Here is an 18466-nt window from a genome sequence, read left to right as displayed (position 1 = left end):
CTGACCCGGGACGTGTCGACCACGAGGAGATCCGTGTGACCGTGGAGTTCGCCGCCCGGCTGCCGCTCGCCCGCAACGAGCTCGACCGCGACGCGGAGTACCGGTCGACGCCGGACCTCGACCGCGTGCTGCGCGACGACCCGGCGACCCGGTTCCTGCCCGTCCACGGTGGTGCGATGCTCCGGAACGGCGACGGCACGCTCCGCTTCGTCGACGCCGGGCAGGTGCCCGACGACGCCACGCTGCTCTACCTCGGACGGGCGATCGCCGACGCCGCGGACGCTCCGGCCGGCACCCGCTTCGTCGCCGCGCTCGTCGACGACGACGCCGCTGCCCGCATCGAACCGGACACCGCGGCGTGGGAGAACCTCCGCATGTTCGGCACCGAACTGTCCGCCCGCGACCAGGGGCTCGCGGTCGAGGCCGTCGCGATGGCGAACTGGCACGCCGTGCACGGGTTCTCGCCGCGGACCGGCTCGGCGACCGAGTCGACCGTCGGCGGGTGGGTCCGCCGCGACCCCGAGGGCCACCAGCACTTCCCGCGCACCGACGCGGCGGTCATCGTCGGCATCACGGACGGCCAGGACCGCATCCTGCTCGGCTCGAACGCCGCGTGGGACACGAACCGCTACTCGCTCCTCGCCGGGTTCGTCGAGCCGGGGGAGTCCCTCGAGGACGCCGTCCGACGCGAGGTCTTCGAGGAGGCCGGTGTCGCCATCGAGGAGCCCGAGTACCTCGGGTCGCAGCCGTGGCCGTTCCCGGCGTCCCTGATGGTCGGGTTCCGCGCCCGTGCCGTCGACGGCGACCCCTCCACCGCGCGTCCGGACGGCGTGGAGATCATCGACGTCCGCTGGTTCTCGCGCGACGAGATCCGCGAGCACGCCGGTGACACCGTCCTGCTGCCCGGCCGGACCTCGATCGCCCGCGTCATCATCGAGGAGTGGTACGGCGGGCCGCTCGACCTGCCGTGACCGGCGCACCCGGTGCCGTCGACCCGGCGACCCCGTCGCCCGACGCCCTGCTCGCCGCGCTCGACGCCGAGCAGCGGACGGTCGCCCGGACGCTCCTCGGTCCGGTCGCCGTCCTGGCCGGCGCGGGGACCGGCAAGACCCGTGCGATCACGCACCGCATCGCCTACGGCGTCGCGACCGGCACCTACTCGCCGAACCACGTCCTCGCGCTGACCTTCACCACGCGGGCGGCCGGTGAGCTGCGGTCCCGGCTGCGTGCCCTCGGCGCCGGCGCGGTGCAGGCCAGGACGTTCCACGCCGCGGCGATGTCCCAGCTGGGGTACTTTTGGCCGGACACCGTCGGCGGGCACGCCCCGGGGCTGGTGGAGTCGAAGGGCCGGATGATCGCGCACGCCGCGGACACCATCGGCCTGCGGGTCGACACCCCGACGCTCCGCGACCTGGCGGGCGAGGTCGAGTGGCGGAAGGTGCAGCGCCTGACCTACGACGAGTACGAGTCCGCTGCGACCGGACGGACGATGCCGCGCGACACCTCGCCGTCCCGGGTGGTCGACCTCATGCGCGCGTACGAGCGGCTGAAGGACGACCGTCGGCAGATGGACTTCGAGGACGTGCTCCTCGCGACCCTCGGCATGGTCGAGTCCGAGCCCCGGGTGGCCTCGTACGTGCGGCAGCAGTACCGGTTCTTCGTGGTGGACGAGTACCAGGACGTCTCGCCCGTGCAGCACGACCTGCTCCGCGCCTGGCTCGGCGGCCGGGACGACCTGTGCGTGGTCGGCGACGCCAGCCAGACGATCTACTCGTTCACCGGCGCGTCCAGCCGCTACCTGCTCGGGTTCGGCTCCGAGTTCCCGCGTGCGTCAGTGCTCCGGCTCGAACGCAACTACCGCTCGACGCGCGAGGTCGTGCACGCCGCCAACGCCCTGATGCGCGGGCAGCCGGGCGCGCTCGACCTCGTCGCGCAGCAGGCCGAGTCGGGTCCGGACCCGACCGTGCTGGCGTGCGCGCACGACGGTGACGAGGCCGCCATGATCGCCAGGCGGATCACGGAACTCGTCGACGGCGGAGCCGCGTACGGTGACTGCGCCGTGCTGTTCCGTGTCGGTGCGCAGTCCGCTGCGATCGAGTCGGCGCTCGGCCGCACCGGGATCCCGTACCGGGTGCAGGGCGGCAAGCGCTTCTTCGACCGACCCGAGGTCAAGCTCGCCGTCCACCACATGCGCGGGGAGGCGGTCCGGCAGACGGACGACGGGCTCCTGCGCCGGGTGGAGCTCGTGTTGCAGATCAGCGGCTGGACCCGCACCGCTCCGGAGGGCACCGGCGCCGTCCGCGAGCAGTGGGAGGCGCTGCAGGCGATCATGCAGCTGGCCGAGGCCGCGCCGGCCGGGACGACCATGCAACAGTTCACGGCCGACCTGGTGGACCGTGCCGCGACCCACCACGAGCCGGAACTCGACGCCGTCACCCTCGCGACGCTGCACTCGTCGAAGGGCCTGGAGTGGCCGCACGTGGTGCTGGCCGGCGTCGCCGAGGGGCTGCTCCCGATCTCGTACGCGACGACCGACGAGGGCATCGACGAGGAACGACGGCTGTTCTACGTCGGCATCACCCGCGCCCGTCGTTCCCTGACCATGACGTGGTCCGCGCAGGGCTCCACACGGGGCGGGGCCCGGGTGGCGAGCCGGTTCCTGGCAGCCCTCGGCACGCACACCGCGGATGCGGAGCGACCCGCCGGACCGTGACCGACAGGTCCGTCCGGTCGACCAGCAGCTGCTGCGCGTCCGGGTACTGCGCCACGAGGGGGAGGCGCTCGAGCACCAGACGGGTCACCGTCGTGGCGATCGTCGCCGCACGGTAGGGCGACAGCGCGGCCGCCGGTCGGCCCCACACCTGTGCGGCGATCGCCGGCCAGGCCGGATCGGCGTCGGTGCGTTCGAGCTCGACGCACTGGAGGCACGGCCCCGCGCCCGGCACGAGGAACGGACCGACGCGGACCCGGCCGTCGCCCACCACCACCGGCAGGTGCGGCACCGACCGGCGACACCACGCGGCGCGGACCGCCGGGTCCGTCACGTGGTCGGCCACGAGGACGGCGAGCACCGGCGGCGGCTCGGGCTCGGGCACCGGACCGCCCCGAGGAGCGGACGTCCGGACGACCGTCACCCCGTCACCGGTGAGCATCCGGTCGAGTTCCTGCGCGAGCGGACCGGTGCCGGAGACCTCGACCCGGGCGGTCGGTTCCGGGCGGATGTCGACCACGGCGGGGGCCGCGTCACCGAGCAGCCGGGCGGCGACCGCCGGCGCACACCCGACGCTCTGGGCGACGCCCGACATGGCGTCCCGACCGGTCTCACGGCGGAGTGCGCACAGGAAGCGTTCCTCGGCCGTCGTCGGGACCGGCACCACGGCGCGCGGCGGGTCGACCCCGAGCTGGACGGTGCAGGGATCGCGCCAGACGAACTCGAGGGCCGGATCGATGCGGATGCCCATGGGTCAACGCTGGTGCATCCGGCGCCGGAGGTGGTACGGAGACGGCCGATCTGTGGACAAGCCGGCTGGGTCGGGCGGTGTGGACAGGAGGCGGGTCGCACCTCCCGGCCACACCACCGGCGTGGACGACTAGTGCCGCGGACCGCCGTCGGTGGGGCCACCGTCGCCAGGACCACGGTCGGCGGACCCGTCCGTCGGGCCACTGCCGGAGCCGTCGATGCCGCCGTCCTCGTCCTCGTGCGGGCGGTCGTCGGTCGCGTCGTTGAGCAGGTCCTCGAGCGCGCGGTCGAACGCGTCGTCCTCCGGCGTCTGCGACGGGTCGCGGAGTCGGGCGACCAGGGCCTCCGGGGCGTCGATGTCGTCGGAGCCGGGCACCAGGTCGAACGCGGCCCAGAGCGCGTCGCGCTCCCCGGCGCCGAGCTCGTCGGTGACCCGCTGCCACATCGCCGCCGCCTCGCGCAGACGACGCGGCCGCAGCTCGAGGCCGACCAGTGTCGCGAAGGCGGACTCGGCGGGGCCGCCGGCGGCACGGCGACGCCGGACCATCTCGGCGATCGCACCGGAGCGGGGGAGTCGGGCGGTCGCGGCGGCCGTGACGGTGTCGACCCAGCCCTCGACGAGCGCGAGCATCGTCTCGAGTCGGGCGAGGGCGGCGTCCTGCTCCGGCGTCCGCGGCGGGATGAGCGCTCCGGAGGCCAGTGCGTCGCGCAGCTGCTCCTGGTCGGTCGGGTCGATCCCGGACAGCGACTCCTCGACGCGGTCGAACGGGATGTGGACGCCCTTCGCGTACTCCGTGATCGACGAGATGATGTGCAGACGCAGCCAGCGGGCCGAGCGGAACAGCCGGGCGTGTGCGAGCTCGCGGACGGCCAGGTAGATCCGGACCTCGTCGGCGGGGACGTCCAGGCCCTCGGCGAACTCGGCGACGTTCTGCGGCACGAGCGCGGCGACCTGCTCGTCGAGGAGCGGCACGCCGACGTCACCGCCGGACACGACCTCCTTCGCGAGCTGTCCGACGACCTGGCCGAGCTGGATCGCGAAGAGCGCGCCACCGACCCCGCGCATGGCCTTCGAGACGTCGCCGAGCATGAGCTTCAGCTCCTCGGGCGCGCGCTGGTCGATCGCCTCGGTGAGGGCGGTCGCGATGCTCGACGCGACGGGCTCGGCGATCTGCGACCACACGGGTGCCGTCGCCTTCGCCCACTGCTCGCGGGTGTAGACGCTCGGCGTCGAGGTGAGCTCCGCGACGGTCGTCACCTCGTCGAGCCAGAGCGCGGCGACCTGGAAGGCCTGCGCTGCGGCCTGGGCGGTGGCGGGGTCGAGCGGCTGTTCACCCTCGCGGGCGATCGCGGCGGCGCGCTCGGCCGTCACGGTGAAGTCGATGCCGTCGCCGCCGTTCTGCGCGGCCCGCTGGAGCTGGCTCATCAGGTTCGCGACGAAGGCCGGGTCGTTCGGCAGGCCGGCGGCGCCGGCGAGCTGCGACGGGTCGATCTGGCCCTCGCCGGAGAGGAGCTTGCGGAGCATCTCCTGGAAGTCGTCGTCCGGCCCCGGCTGCGGTTCATCAGGCATGCCGACTACGCTAACCGCTGCCCGCGGGCCCGGACCTGGGACCGGCCCGGGCATCCGCCCGTCCGGCTGCGCCGTGGGCGAACAGCCCCCGGAAGGACCCGTGTGACCCTCTTCGCCCCCGCCCCACGCCGTCGCTCGCGATCACGGACCATCGGCTGGGCCTTCGTCATCGGCGCCCTCGTGCTGGCGGTCGTCGCGAGCCTGCTGCCGAGCCCCTACGTGATCGAGATGCCCGGTCCGGTGTTCAACACGATCGGCACGCAGCGGCAGGGGACGGGCGAGGACGCGAAGGACGTCGAGCTCATCCAGATCGACGGGCACCGCACCTACCCGACCTCCGGCGCGCTCGACATGCTCACCGTCAGCGTGCAGGGCACGGCGACGGAGCGGCCGCCGTGGACGAGTGTCATCCGGGCACTGTTCACGAAGTCGCAGGCCGTGGTGCCCGCCAGTGCGATCTACCCGCCGGGGCGCACGACCGAGCAGGTGAACGAGCAGGACGCCGCCGACATGACGAACTCGCAGCAGTCCGCCGTCGCCGCGGCCCTCGTCGAGCAGGGGTTCGAGATCCCGAGCGAGCTCGAGGTCGGCACGGTGCAGGAGGGGTCGCCCGCCGACGGGGTCATCCGCACCGGGGACGTCGTCACGGCGTTCGACGGCACCTCGCTGACGACGAACTCCGACGCCACGGCCCTCCGGGAGCTCGTCGCGCGGCACGGCACCGGCTCGCCCGCCACGGTCACGGTCGAGCGCGACGGAGCCACCAGGGAGCTCTCGGTCACCCCCCGGTCCGAGCAGGGCACAGCGCTCCTCGGCGTCGGCGTGGTCGAGCGCTACGACTTCCCCTTCGACGTCGACATCGAGCTGCAGGACGTCGGCGGACCCTCGGCCGGCATGATGTTCGCCCTCGGGATCATCGACGAGATCACGCCGGGCGAGCTGAACGGCGGGAAGCACGTCGCGGGCACCGGCACGATCACCGCCGCCGGCGACGTCGGCCCGATCGGCGGCATCCGACAGAAGCTCTACGGGGCCCAGGCCGCGGGCGCGACCGTGTTCCTCGCGCCGCAGGAGAACTGCGACGAGGTCGTCGGGCACGTTCCGGACGGACTCGACGTGTACGCGGTCTCGACCCTCGACCAGGCGGTGACGGACCTCGAGACGATCGCGGCGGGCCGGAGCACGGCCGGTCTCGAGCGCTGCACGGCCTGACGGGGGCTGCGGGGCGGACGGCGGACGGGCCTCCAGGGCGTCGTGCCGGGGCGCCGCACGGCACGGACGGGAGGCCCGGAGCGCGTTCCTGAGACGCGGCACAGGTTGACTGTCGGTCAGGACGAATAGGATCGTCAGCACTGACGGCTCGGCCTGCCGGCGCCGCCGGTCCGACACGTCTGGAGCACAACAAGTGACGAACACCTCGTCCACCGCGGGACGGCGCTCGCCGCGTGTCCCGATCGTGGTCACGATCATCGTGCTGGCCGCACTGGTGATCGGCTTCTTCATCTTCGCCAGCCTGTACACCGACTACGCGTGGTTCGCGCAGCTCGGGTTCGAGCGCGTCCTGACCACCCGGTGGCTCGCCGGGACGGCCATGTTCGTCGCCGGCTTCCTGGGCATGGCGATCCCGGTCTGGGTGAGCATCGCGCTCGCCTTCCGGTTCCGTCCGGTCTACGCGAAGCTCAACTCGCAGCTCGACCGGTACCAGCAGGTCATCGAGCCGCTCCGTCGCGTCGTGATGCTCGGCATCCCCGCGGTCCTCGGCGTCTTCGCCGGGCTCGCCACGGCACCGCGCTGGAGCATGGTCCTCGAGTACTTCAACCGCACGCCGTTCGGCAAGACCGACCCGCAGTTCGGGCTCGACATCGGGTTCTACGTCTTCGAGCTGCCGTTCTGGCGCGCCCTCGTGGCCTACTCGTCGGCGGTCGTGCTCATCGCCGGCCTCGCCGCCCTGGCCGCGACCTACCTGTACGGCGCGATCCGGTTCGGCGGGCGCGACGTCCGCATCTCGAAGGCGGCGCGCATCCAGCTCGCCGTCACGGCCGGGCTGTACATCGCCCTGCAGGCCGCCAGTCTCTGGCTCGACCAGTACGCGGCGCTCACCAAGGACAACTCGCTCATCACCGGTGCCCAGTACACCGAGGTGAACGCCACCATCCCGGGCCGCGAGATCATGGCGGGCATCGCGGCGATCGTGGCGATCCTGTTCATCGTGACGGCGGTCATCGGCCGTTGGCGCGTGTCCATCATCGGCACCGGCCTGCTCCTGGTGTCCGCCATCGTCATCGGCGGCATCTACCCGTGGATCGTCCAGCGCCTGCAGGTCGCCCCGAGCGAGCGGTCGTTCGAGTCCGCCTTCATCCAGCGGAACATCGACGCCACGCGCGACGCCTACAACGTGGCCGACGTGCAGGAGCAGGACTACGACGCCACCACCACGGCGACGACCGGCGCGCTGTCCGAGGACGCCCAGACCACCGCGAACATCCGCATCATCGACCCGAAGATCGTCGCGGACACGTACAGCCAGCTCCAGCAGTACCGGCAGTACTACAAGTTCCCGGACCAGCTCGACGTCGACCGGTACCAGGTGGACGGCAAGACCGAGGACACCGTGCTGGCGGTGCGCGACATCGACCTCGACGGGCTCGGCGCCTCGGCCACGCAGTACAACCGGACCTTCGTCTACACGCACGGCTACGGCGTCGTCGCGGCCTACGGCAACCAGCGCGCGACCGACGGCAAGCCGGTGTTCATCGAGTCGGGCATCCCGTCCGGTGACGCCCTGGGCAAGTACCAGCCGCGCGTGTACTTCGGCGAGAACTCGCCGGCGTACTCGATCGTCGGTGCGCCCGAGGGCACGAAGGACGTCGAACTCGACTACCCGTCGGGCTCGGACGACAACGACGGCAACGCCACCACGACGTACGCGGCGGACGGCGGCCCCACCATCGGGAACTTCTTCAACCGCCTGGTCTACGCGGCGAAGTTCCAGTCCGAGCAGATCCTGCTGTCGAACGCCGTGAACGCCGACTCGCAGATCCTGTACGACCGCGACCCGGTGCAGCGTGTCCAGAAGGTCGCCCCGTACCTGAAGCTCGACAGCGACGCCTACCCGGCGATCGTCGACAACCGCATCCAGTGGGTCGTCGACGGCTACACGACGAGCAACGCGTACCCGTACTCGCAGAGCCAGAGCATGACGGACAGCATCAACGGCACCGACTCCGGCAGCTTCCGGACCGACCAGGTGAACTACATCCGGAACTCGGTCAAGGCCACGGTCGACGCGTACACGGGCAAGGTCACGCTCTACGCCTGGGACACGAAGGACCCGGTGCTGAAGACGTGGCAGAAGGTCTTCCCGACCTCGCTCGAGCCGGTCTCCGCGATGAGCGCCGACCTGCTGGCCCACGTACGCTACCCGACCGACCTGTTCAAGGTCCAGCGGAGCATCCTCGGCACCTACCACGTCACCAACGCCAACTCGTTCTACTCGGGCGACGACGCGTGGACGACGCCGGTCGACCCGACCTCGACCTCGACCAGCGCGGGGGACGCCGACTCGGCGGGCACGACCACCGGGACGAACGCGAACACCACGAACGCGCTCGGGACGCAGACCACCGCCACCGACCCGGACCAGCAGGACCCGTACTACCTGACGATGAAGGTGCCGGGCGCGGGCACGGCGTACTCGCTGTACAGCACCTACATCCCGAAGCAGAACTCGTCGTCGAACGCGCGGAACGTGCTGACGGGGTACCTGGCCGTCGGTTCGGACGCCAGCGGGGCCGGCGAGGGCAAGAAGGGCGAGGGCTACGGCAAGCTCACGCTGCTGACGATCCCGAAGACCGACAGCATCCCCGGCCCGTCGCAGGTGCAGAACCTGTTCAACTCGGACCCGACCGTCTCGCAGGAGCTCAACATCCTCAAGCGCGGCAACAGCACCGTCAAGCAGGGCAACCTGCTGACGCTGCCGGTCGGCGGTGGGTTCCTCTACGTGCAGCCGGTGTACGTGCAGTCGACGTCGAGCGGGTCGTACCCGCTGCTGCAGAAGGTGCTCGTGGCGTTCGGCGACAAGATCGCCTTCGAGGACACCCTCGACCAGGCGCTCGACGAGCTCTTCGGCGGCAACTCCGGGGCTGCCGCGGGTGACTCCGAGGCCGCCGCGGGCACGCCGGACTCCGGGACGGACGACGACGGTTCGGACACGTCGACGGGCGGCAGCTCGACCGGCGGGGCCACGGGCGGCGCGACCGGCGGCTCGTCCGCCGGCAGCGCGAGCCCGGACCTGCAGCAGGCGCTGTCCGAGGCCGACGAGGCGCTCCGGGCTCGTGAGCAGGCGTACGCCGACAACGACCTGGTCGCCGCGGCCGAGGCCGACAAGCGACTGCAGGAGGCCATCGAGGCCGCCATCGCAGCGCAGGGCGGTAGCGGTTCCGACGGCTGATCCGGGCGGGCGGGGTGCTCGATTTGGCACCCCGCTCGAACCCGTGTAGTGTTTTCCATGTGCCGCGGGGTGGAGCAGTTCGGTAGCTCGCTGGGCTCATAACCCAGAGGTCGTAGGTTCAAATCCTGCCCCCGCAACCAACGCGACACGAGAAGCCCCGGTCCTCACGGACCGGGGCTTCTTCGCGTTCGCGGGCGGGCCCTCAGCTGGTCGCCCGCGCGCCGCGGACGCCACGGCCGAGGACGTCGATCCTCGTGAGTTCCTCCGGGGTGAGCGCGACGTCCGCAGCGGCGACGTTCTCGGCGACACGCCGCGGGTTCCGTGATCCGGGGATCGGGACGACGTCGTCGCGCTGCGCGAGGATCCACGCGAGGGCGAGCTGCGAGAGCGTGATCCCCTTCTCCGCCGCCAGTTCGGACAGGCCCGCGACGACCGCCGTGTTGGCGTCCCAGTGTTCCGGTGCCCACCACTCCAGCCACTGCCGGATGTCGTCGTCCGCGTAGGCGCTCCGGGGTCGCACGGCGCCGCTGAGGAAGCCGCGTGCCAGCGGTGAGTACGCCACGAGACCGATGCCGAGTTCGTCGACGACGGGGAACAGGTCCTCGGACTCGCGGGCGAAGACGGAGTACTCGGTCTGCAGCACCGAGATGGGGTGCACCTGGTGAGCCCGGCGGATGTTCTCCCCGTCGGTGTTGGACAGCCCGAGGTACCGCACCTTGCCGGCGTGGACGAACTCCTGCATGACGCCGACGACGTCCTCGACCGGGACCCGGGGGTCGTGCACGTGCTGGTAGAGCAGGTCGATCGAATCGGTGCCCAGGTTGCGCAGACTCGTGTCCACGACCTGACGGACGTGGTCCAGTTGCGAGTTCGGGGCGTAGGTGTCCGGTGTGAAGCCGAACTTCGTGGCGATCGTGACCTCGTCGCGGACCGGTGCGAGCGCGGTGCCGAGGAGTCGTTCGCCGGTGCCCCAGCCGTAGAGCTCGGCGGTGTCGAAGTGGGTGACGCCCAGCTCGTGTGCGTTCCGGATCGCGGCGATGGACTCGGTGTCGTCGCCGGGGCCGTACGCGAACGTCGTGCCCATCGCGCCGTAGCCGATCGCGCTGACGACGAGTCCCTGTCGTCCGAGTGTGCGTTGCTGCATGTCGTACTCCTGTCGGTTCGTGGTGATCGGCACTGTACGCCAGAAGTGTCATAGGCTGTCAAGCTAGGCCGAGCCTGCCTCGGGGGTACGATCGGGACATGAGCGACACGACGGTTGGGACACACACGAACCTGCGGGACGTCGCTCGTGACGCGGTCCGGGCGCGCATCGCCGCCGTCGCCGTCGCCCGCTTCGACGCGGACGGCTTCGACCGCGTGACGGTCGAGCAGGTGGCCGCCGAGGCGGGGATCTCGGCGCGGAGCTTCCACCGGTACTTCCCGGCGAAGGAGGACGCGGTCATCGGCGACCCGGCACGACACGGCGCGGCCCTCGCGGCGGCCTTCCGCGACCGTCCGACGGAGGAACCGGTCTGGACAGCGCTCCGTGAGGCCTTCGCGGCGATGCTCGCACACGGCGGGGACGACCCGGAGACGGGACGCCGCTCCGTCCGGGTGATGACGAGCACCCCGTCACTGCGTGCCCGGAACCTGGAGAAGCACCACGCGTGGGCCGAGGTGCTGACCCCGCTGGTCGTCGAGCGGATCGACGGACCGGACCACGACCTCCGTGCGCAGACGATCGTGCAGGCCGCGCTCGCGTGTTTCGACGTGTCCGTCACGACCTGGGCGACGGGTGACGACGACGGCGTCGTCGAGATCCTGCGCCGCTCGTTCGACGTCCTGGACGTCCTCGACGTGTGACGGTCCGGACGAGCCCGGTCCGGACGAGCCCGGACCCCGACGGCGGCACGCCGTGGCGGGTTAGCCTGGCACCGTGACGACACTGACCATCGCCTCGGCGCAGTTCGCTCCGGTCGACGACACCGCGGCCAACCTCGAGACCGTCCGGGCAGCCGCGGTGGACGCCGTGGCCCGGGGCGCCCAGCTGCTGGTCACGCCCGAGTACACGTCGTACTTCACCCCGGAGATCGACGACCGCTTCGTCGCAGCCGCCCAACCGCTCGACGGTCCGTTCGTCACCGGGCTCCGGCGCATCGCCCGCATCACCGGGGTCGCACTCGTCGTCGGCGTCGCCGAGACGGGGGAGACACCCGACCGGTTCCGGAACACCCTCGTGGCCGTCGCTCCCGACGGCTCACTCCTGAGCACGTACCGGAAGGTGCACCTCTACGACGCCTTCGGCTCGCGCGAGTCCGACCGCATCGAGCCGGGCGACCCGTCACAGCTGCCCGTCATCGAGGTCGGCGGCGTCCGGGTCGGACTCGAGACCTGCTACGACCTGCGGTTCCCGGAGGTCACCCGCCGCCTGGCCGCAGCCGAGGACGGTGCTGCGGACGTCGTCGTCCTCCCGGCCGAGTGGGTGCGCGGTCCGGGCAAGGAGCACCACTGGCGGACGCTGTTGACCGCTCGGGCGATCGAGAACACCGTCTGGGTGGTCGGCGTCGGGCAGGCACCGCCGACCGGGATCGGCGGTTCGGTGGCGCTCGACCCGAGCGGCACCGCGGTGGCAGCACTCGGTGCGGAGCCCGGCCTGCTCGTCGTGACCGTCGACACGGCCGTCACGCGGCGGGTGCGCGGGGTGAACCCGTCGCTGTCCCTGCGTCGCTACGCGGTCGTTCCCCGCGACTGAGCGACTCCCGCCAGACGGGACACGGCCTCCTCGAGCACCGTCCGTCGTTTGCAGAACGCGAAGCGGATCAGTGACCGGTACCCGGCGACGTGCTCGGGCCGGACGAAGGCCGACACCGGGACACCGACGACGCCGGCCAGTCGGGGCAGCTCGAGGCAGAGCGCTCGGGCGTCGTCGTGTCCGAGCGGGGCGGCGTCCGCGATGACGAAGTAGCCCGCATCCGGGCGGAGCACCCCGAACCCCGCCTCGGCCAGCCCCGTGGCCAGGATCTCCTGCTTCGCCCCGAGCTCGGTGGCGATCCCGGTGAAGACCGCGTCGGGCAGCCGCAGACCGGTCGCGACGGCCGGTTGGAAGGGCGCCCCGTTGACGAAGGTCAGGTACTGCTTGACCGTCGTGATGGCCTCGACCAGTGCGGCCGGAGCCGTGAGCCAGCCGATCTTCCACCCCGTGGTGTTGAAGGTCTTGCCGGCGCTCGAGATCGACACCGTGCGGTCCCGTGCCCCCGGGAGCGCTGCGGGCGGGACGTGCGACCCTGCGAAGGCCAGGTGCTCGTAGACCTCGTCGGTGACGATCACGGCATCGTGCCGTTCGGCGAGCTCGACGACGGTGCGGAGGACCTCCACCGGCAACACCCGTCCGGTCGGGTTGTGCGGGGTGTTCACGAGGACGACCCGGGTGCGGTCCGAGAACGCCGCGCGGAGGTCCGCTTCGTCGGGCAGGAAGTCGGGCGCCCGAAGCGGGACGGTGACGTGCTCCGCGCCGGTGAGTCGGATGAGCGCCCCGTACGCGTCGTAGAAGGGCTCGAACGTCACGACCTCGTCGCCCGGCTCCACGAGGGCCAGCAGGGTCGCTGCCAGAGCCTCGGTGGCCCCGGCGGTGACGAGGACCTCGCGGTCCGGGTCGACGTCGAGCCCGTACCAGCGTGCCTGGTGCTCGGCGACGGCGGCGCGCAGGTCCGGTGTCCCGCGGCCCGGCGGGTACTGGTTGGCGCCGGCGCGGATGGCCTGGACCGCAGCCTCGAGGACCTCGGCCGGCCCGTCCTCGTCGGGGAACCCCTGTCCCAGGTTGATCGCTCCCGTCGCGGCGGCGAGCGCGCTCATCTCCGCGAAGACGGTGGGTGCCGGCACCCCGTCGGGCCCGAGCAGCATGGCGCCTTCGGCGGCTCGGAGCCACGGACCGGTCTGCCGCATGTGCGACCCCTCTCAGCCTCCCGGGCACCGACCGGGAGGCTCGGCGCGCGTCGCACCCAACCTAGCGTCCGCCTCCCGTCGCCTCCGGTGGACAGTCGTCCGGAACCTCCACACAGCTGACGCATACGATCGGCTTGGTCAGCTCGCAGCTGCGCCATCACGACCGCCCAGGTCGGTGGGGAAGACTGCAGGAGCTTTGGAAGGAGCACGTCCAGCATGAGCGACACCACGCCCCACGGGCACGGCGACGACGACCGTCGCGACGAGACCACCGGTCCGGACGAGTCGAACGGGGCCCGTCACGGGCACCACGGCGCCGACGACACGGACGTGGTGGGGACGACTCCGGCGCAGGAGACCGAGCAGTTCGCTGCCGCCTCGGACCACCGCACCGACCGCTCCACCGCGCCGTACCCGACCGCGGACGGTGGATCCGCGCCGACCGCCGAGTACGGCCAGTACGGCCAGTACGCGCAGCAGGGCCAGTACGGCCAGGGCACGCAGTACGGGCAGGACCAGTACGGCCAGGGCCAGTACGGACAGCAGAGCCAGTACGGCCAGGGCCAGTACGGCCAGCAGGGCCAGTACGGCCAGCAGAGCGAGTACGGCCAGGGCCAGTACGGCCATTACGGCCAGCAGAGCGAGTACGGCCAGTACGGCCAGTACGGGCAGGGCCAGTACGGCCAGGACCGCCCGCAGTACGGCGAGTACTCCGCCGCGTCCGCTCCGGCCCGGTCCTCCGAGCAGCGTCCGACCTCGGCGACGAGCGCGTTCGGCGAGGCAGCCGACCAGCAGCGTGCGAACGGCCACTACTTCAGCGGTGCCCCGGCGTCGGCCGGTACCGCCACACGTGAACGCTCCGGGAAGAACCGGCTCGTCCTGCCGCTCGTCGCGGCCGCGGTGATCGCCGGTCTCGTCGGCGGCGGCGCCGGCTGGGCCGCCGGTGCGGCCTCCGACGGCGGCACGGTGGTGGGCGGCTCGGGCACCTCGCAGAGCGGCGGCAACCTCACCGTGAACGACTACGACTCCGCCACCGTCGTGACCGCGGTCGCCGCCAAGGCCACCCCGTCGGTCGTCACGATCAACGTCTCCGCGAGCAGCGAGGCCGGCACCGGATCGGGCGTCGTGCTGAACAAGGAGGGGTACATCGTCACGAACACGCACGTGGTGACCCTCGACGGTGACAGCGCGAACGGCACGATCTCGGTGACGACCTCGAACGGCAAGGTCTACAAGGGCACGCTCGTGGGCACCGACCCGACGGTGGACCTCGCGGTGATCAAGATCGACGCGCCCGACCTCACCCCGATCGACTTCGCCGACTCGTCGAAGCTCAACGTGGGTGACACGGCGGTCGCGATCGGCGCCCCGCTCGGCCTGTCGAACACCGTCACGGACGGCATCGTCTCGACCCTGAACCGAAGCATCCAGGTCACGTCGAGCGACCCGAACGCCGGTGGCGACACGAACGAGGGCCAGGGCAACAACGGCAACGGCCCGTTCGACTTCTGGGGCAACGGCGACAACGGCAGCAGCTCCGGGGCCAGCACGACCGTCTCGCTGCCCGTGATCCAGACCGACGCATCGATCAACCCCGGCAACTCGGGTGGTGCGCTCCTCGACGACAAGGGCGCGCTCATCGGGATCAACGTCGCGATCGCCAGTGCCGGCAGCTCGGACTCGTCCAGCTCGCAGGCCGGCAGCATCGGCGTGGGCTTCTCGATCCCGTCGAACCTGGTCAAGCGCGTCGCGACCGAGATCGTCGAGAACGGCAAGGCCACCCACGGTCTGCTCGGCGCGTCGGTCGGTGACGCAACCGAGGACGCGAACGCCTCGCAGGTCGGCGCGCTCATCAAGTCGGTGACCTCGGGCGGCGCGGCCGCCGAGGCCGGTCTGCAGAAGGGCGACGTCGTGACCAAGCTCGGCGACGCCTCGATCGCCGACGCGACCGACCTCACCGCCCAGGTCCGCTTCTACGCCGGAGGCGCGACGACCAAGGTCACCTACGTCCGCGACGGGCAGACCCGCACGGCGGACGTGGAACTCGGCACGTACGACAGCTCGAACTGACCCGGCACGTTCCGGACGGGAGGCTCCCCACCAGGTGGTGGGGAGCCTCCCGTCCGTCCGTCGGGCACGCGGGGTGCGGCCAGGTGGGTGCCGCAGGTGCTTGATAGGCTCGGGTCCGCTCTGCGAGGCGGCCCAGGCGGGCCGTGCCGCGCCCGCCGGACCCCGAGGATCACATGCAGCACGACGGACAGGCCCTGCCGGGTGTCTCCTACGTCATGCCCGTGCTCAACGAGGTGACCGAGGTCCGCGCGGCGGTGGGCAGTCTGCTCGAGCAGGACTACCAGGGTCCCTTCGAGGTGATCCTCGCCCTCGGGCCCTCGATCGACGGCACGAACGAACTCGTCGCCGAGATGAGCGCCGCCGACCCGCGGATCCGTGCTGTCGACAACCCCGTCGGCTCGACGCCCGCCGGTCTCAACGTGGCGATCCGGGCCTCCGAGCACCCGATCGTGGTGCGCGTCGACGCGCACAGCGTCCTGCCGCAGGACTACACGCGGATCGCCGTCCGGACCCTGCAGGAGTCCGGAGCGGACAACGTCGGCGGCATCATGCGTGCCGAGGGCCGCACGCCGTTCGAGAAGGCCGTCGCGCTGGCCTACGGCAGCCGGGTGGGCCTCGGCGGCACGCCGCACCACGTCGGCGGGCAGGCCGGTCCGGCCGAGACGGCCTACCTCGGGGTGTTCCGACGCGAGCGGCTGTTCGCCGTCGGGCTCTTCGACGAGGGCATCAAGCGCGGCCAGGACTGGGAGCTCAACCGACGGCTGCGGACCACCGGCGGCACCGTGTGGTTCACCCCGGAGCTCGTCGTCACCTACCGGCCCCGACCGAGCCTGCGCCGCCTGGTGCGGCAGTTCGTCGCGACCGGGCTGTGGCGCGGTGAGCTGGCCCGGCGGTTCCCCGCCGGCAACGGCCTGCGCTACTTCGTCCCGCCGCTCATGGTCGTCGCCGTCGCACTCGGCCTCGTCGCCGGTCTCGTCGGCGTCGTCGGAGCGCTGCTCGGCAGCCCGCTCGCGTGGGCACTGACCGGCTTCGCGATCCCGGCGACCTACCTGCTCTTCGTCGTCGTCGGCGCGCTCGCGGTGTCGCGACGATCGGATCCGGCGACCCGGGCGTGGTTGCTCGTCGTGCTGCCGTGCATCCACGTCGGCTGGGGCGTCGGCTTCATCATCGGGTTCCTCACCCGGACCTCCGATCTGACCACGCACACGGGACGGTGACCGACATGGCCGACGACGACCTCGGGAACGGCGCTGCGCCGGGTCCCCGGGACAGCCGCGGGTTCGCACGTCCCACCTCGATCGCGGAACTCCGCGCCGTGGCCCAGCCGGACGAGGTCCGCGCACGCGCCAACGCCGAGCACTGGACGGCCTCGCTCTACCTGCGGGACATCTCGCCCTACCTGACGTCCGTGCTGCTCCGGACCCGGGTCAGCGCGAACCAGGTCACGGGCCTGATGATCCTGGTCGGCTGGTCGGCCGCGGCCGCACTGCTCATCCCGGGCATCTGGGGTGCGCTCATCGCCCTCGTGCTCGGTCAGCTCCAGATGCTCGTCGACTGCTCCGACGGCGAGGTCGCTCGCTGGCGCGGCACCCGGTCGCCCGCCGGCATCTTCCTCGACAAGGTCGGGCACTACACGACCGAGGGACTCATCCCGATCGCCCTCGGTGTCCGCGCCGCGACGTGGCCGATCGAGGGCGTCGACTGGATGTGGACGACGATCGGGTGCGCCCTCGGTCTGGTGATCGTGCTCAACAAGGCCCTCAACGACATGGTGCACGTCGCCCGGGCGCACGGCGGGATGGAGAAGCTCGCCGACCGCCGTGACGGTGCGACCGCGCCGACGGGTGCCCGCCTGGCCTCGCTCCGCCGCGTCGCGCGGTTCCTGCCGTTCCACCGGCTCTACCACTCGGTCGAGCTGACGATCATCACGTTCGTCGTGGCCCTGGTGGCGCTCGTCATCGGGCACCCGCTGGCCGACCGGATCCTGGTCGGGGCGCTCCTGCCGCTCGCCGTCCTGGCGACCGCCGGCCACTTCCTGGCCATCATCTCCTCGAAGCGGGTCCGCGCGTGACCGGCGGCACCGACCGACGCCATGCGGTGCCACACCGCGACCGCCCTCGGGTCGCCGTCGTCAGTCTCACGCAGGGCACCCGGCCGGAGGACCTCCGGCGCGGGCTCGACAGCGTGCTGGCGCAGCAGGACGTCGAACTCGACGTGGTCTGCGTCGGCAACGGCTGGGAGCCCGTCGACCTGCCCGACGGGGTCCGGGCACTGGCGCTGCCGGAGAACCTCGGCATCCCCGCCGGCCGGAACGCCGGGGCCGCCGTGGTGGACGGCGACTACCTGTTCTTCCTCGACGACGACGCGTCGGTGCCGTCGCCGACGTTCCTGCGGGACACCATCGCGTTGTTCGAGCAGGACCCGTCGCTCGGCCTCGTGCAGCCGCGGGTCGTCGATCCGAGCGGCGCGGCGAACCCCCGGCGCTGGGTGCCCCGCATCCGGAAGGGCGACTCGGAGCAGAGCTCGCCGGTGTTCTCCGTGTGGGAGGGCGCCGTCGTCCTGCCGATGGACGTCTGGCATGCCGTCGGCGGCTGGGGAGCGGAGTACTTCTACGCGCACGAGGGCATCGAGCTCGCGTGGCGGGTGTGGGACGCCGGACGACGGACCTGGTACGCGGGGGACCTCGTGGCGAACCACCCCGCGATCGATCCCGCACGGCACCGCGAGTACGTGCGGCTGAACGCCCGGAACCGGGTGTGGTTGGCGCGACGGAACCTCCCCGCGGTCCTGCAACCGCTCTACGTGGGCAGTTGGGCCGCGATCCAGGTGCTCCGGTGGTGGCGCTCGCCGCGACGCCTCGCGACCTGGCTCGCCGGCGTCGCCGAGGGCTGGCGGACGGACTGCGGTCCGGTGCACGTGATGGGATGGCTGACGATCGGACGGATGACGCTGGCGGGCCGACCGCCCGTCGTCTGATCCCGCAGCCGACCCG

Annotated in this window: 13 protein-coding genes, 1 tRNA gene and 1 pseudogene; 11 read left to right on the top strand and 4 right to left on the bottom strand. The window is 71.9% G+C overall.

Translation table 11 applies throughout. From position 1 onward, the window contains the following. The first annotated feature begins 35 nt into the window (after positions 1 to 35). On the top strand, positions 36 to 971 hold the full coding sequence (nudC, locus tag DEI83_RS06765; RefSeq protein ID WP_111081021.1) for an NAD(+) diphosphatase: 936 nt from the start codon (positions 36 to 38) through the stop codon (positions 969 to 971). Then, positions 968 to 2713, top strand: a complete 1746-nt coding sequence (locus DEI83_RS06760) for an ATP-dependent helicase (protein WP_181431107.1) — start codon at positions 968 to 970, stop codon at positions 2711 to 2713. Before nudC ends, DEI83_RS06760 begins: the two co-directional genes overlap by 4 nt. On the opposite strand, the pseudogene DEI83_RS16200 reads toward DEI83_RS06760, so the two are convergent. Further along, positions 2706 to 3152 (bottom strand): annotated as a pseudogene (locus DEI83_RS16200) (hypothetical protein); the annotation flags it as partial. The gene DEI83_RS06760 and the pseudogene DEI83_RS16200 overlap by 8 nt on opposite strands. A gap of 438 nt (positions 3153 to 3590) precedes the next feature. Beyond that, a complete protein-coding gene (locus DEI83_RS06750) occupies positions 3591 to 5030 on the bottom strand; it encodes a zinc-dependent metalloprotease (RefSeq protein WP_111081018.1) in 1440 nt (479 codons plus the stop codon). A 102-nt stretch (positions 5031 to 5132) separates the two neighbouring features. Here DEI83_RS06750 and DEI83_RS06745 point away from each other — a divergent pair, with 102 nt between their 5' ends. The 3 genes from DEI83_RS06745 to DEI83_RS06735 all read left to right on the top strand — a co-directional run bounded on the left by DEI83_RS06745 (position 5133) and on the right by DEI83_RS06735 (position 9620). Next, the gene (locus tag DEI83_RS06745; protein WP_111081017.1) at positions 5133 to 6242 is read left to right on the top strand and encodes a PDZ domain-containing protein; all 1110 of its coding nucleotides are present in this window, start codon (positions 5133 to 5135) and stop codon (positions 6240 to 6242) included. Positions 6243 to 6435: 193 nt separating this feature from the next. After that, the gene (locus tag DEI83_RS06740) at positions 6436 to 9480 is read left to right on the top strand and encodes a UPF0182 family protein (RefSeq protein WP_181431106.1); all 3045 of its coding nucleotides are present in this window, start codon (positions 6436 to 6438) and stop codon (positions 9478 to 9480) included. A gap of 63 nt (positions 9481 to 9543) precedes the next feature. Next, positions 9544 to 9620, top strand: a tRNA-Met gene (locus tag DEI83_RS06735). 62 nt (positions 9621 to 9682) lie between these two features. Here DEI83_RS06735 and DEI83_RS06730 read toward each other — a convergent pair. After that, entirely contained in the window at positions 9683 to 10624 is a 942-nt protein-coding gene (locus DEI83_RS06730) for an aldo/keto reductase (RefSeq protein ID WP_111081085.1), read from the bottom strand. A 98-nt stretch (positions 10625 to 10722) separates the two neighbouring features. Here DEI83_RS06730 and DEI83_RS06725 point away from each other — a divergent pair, with 98 nt between their 5' ends. After that, a complete protein-coding gene (locus DEI83_RS06725) occupies positions 10723 to 11325 on the top strand; it encodes a TetR family transcriptional regulator (protein WP_111081016.1) in 603 nt (200 codons plus the stop codon). Between the two features lie 73 nt (positions 11326 to 11398). Next, the gene (locus DEI83_RS06720) at positions 11399 to 12214 is read left to right on the top strand and encodes a carbon-nitrogen hydrolase family protein (RefSeq protein WP_111081015.1); all 816 of its coding nucleotides are present in this window, start codon (positions 11399 to 11401) and stop codon (positions 12212 to 12214) included. Here DEI83_RS06720 and DEI83_RS06715 read toward each other — a convergent pair. Further along, entirely contained in the window at positions 12190 to 13404 is a 1215-nt protein-coding gene (locus tag DEI83_RS06715; RefSeq protein WP_111081014.1) for an aminotransferase class I/II-fold pyridoxal phosphate-dependent enzyme, read from the bottom strand. The genes DEI83_RS06720 and DEI83_RS06715 overlap by 25 nt on opposite strands. Before the next feature lie 216 nt (positions 13405 to 13620). Between DEI83_RS06715 and DEI83_RS16120 the strand changes: the two genes are divergently transcribed. The 4 genes from DEI83_RS16120 (at position 13621) to DEI83_RS06695 (ending at position 18450) form a co-directional block, all read left to right on the top strand. Then, positions 13621 to 15474, top strand: a complete 1854-nt coding sequence (locus DEI83_RS16120) for a S1C family serine protease (RefSeq protein ID WP_111081013.1) — start codon at positions 13621 to 13623, stop codon at positions 15472 to 15474. 173 nt (positions 15475 to 15647) lie between these two features. Next, positions 15648 to 16691: a glycosyltransferase family 2 protein gene (locus DEI83_RS06705; RefSeq protein WP_111081012.1), complete on the top strand. Its 1044-nt coding sequence runs from the start codon at positions 15648 to 15650 to the stop codon at positions 16689 to 16691. A 5-nt stretch (positions 16692 to 16696) separates the two neighbouring features. Further along, a complete protein-coding gene (locus DEI83_RS06700; RefSeq protein WP_111081084.1) occupies positions 16697 to 17545 on the top strand; it encodes a CDP-alcohol phosphatidyltransferase family protein in 849 nt (282 codons plus the stop codon). Continuing rightward, the gene (locus DEI83_RS06695) at positions 17542 to 18450 is read left to right on the top strand and encodes a glycosyltransferase family 2 protein (protein ID WP_258371085.1); all 909 of its coding nucleotides are present in this window, start codon (positions 17542 to 17544) and stop codon (positions 18448 to 18450) included. The genes DEI83_RS06700 and DEI83_RS06695 overlap by 4 nt, the downstream gene beginning before the upstream one ends. Positions 18451 to 18466 lie beyond the last annotated feature (16 nt).

Origin of the sequence: Curtobacterium sp. MCBD17_021 (assembly GCF_003234525.1) — a bacterium.
GTDB lineage: Bacteria > Actinomycetota > Actinomycetes > Actinomycetales > Microbacteriaceae > Curtobacterium.
Note: the sequence above shows the minus strand (reverse complement) of the source record. Positions and strands in the feature narration are given on the sequence as shown.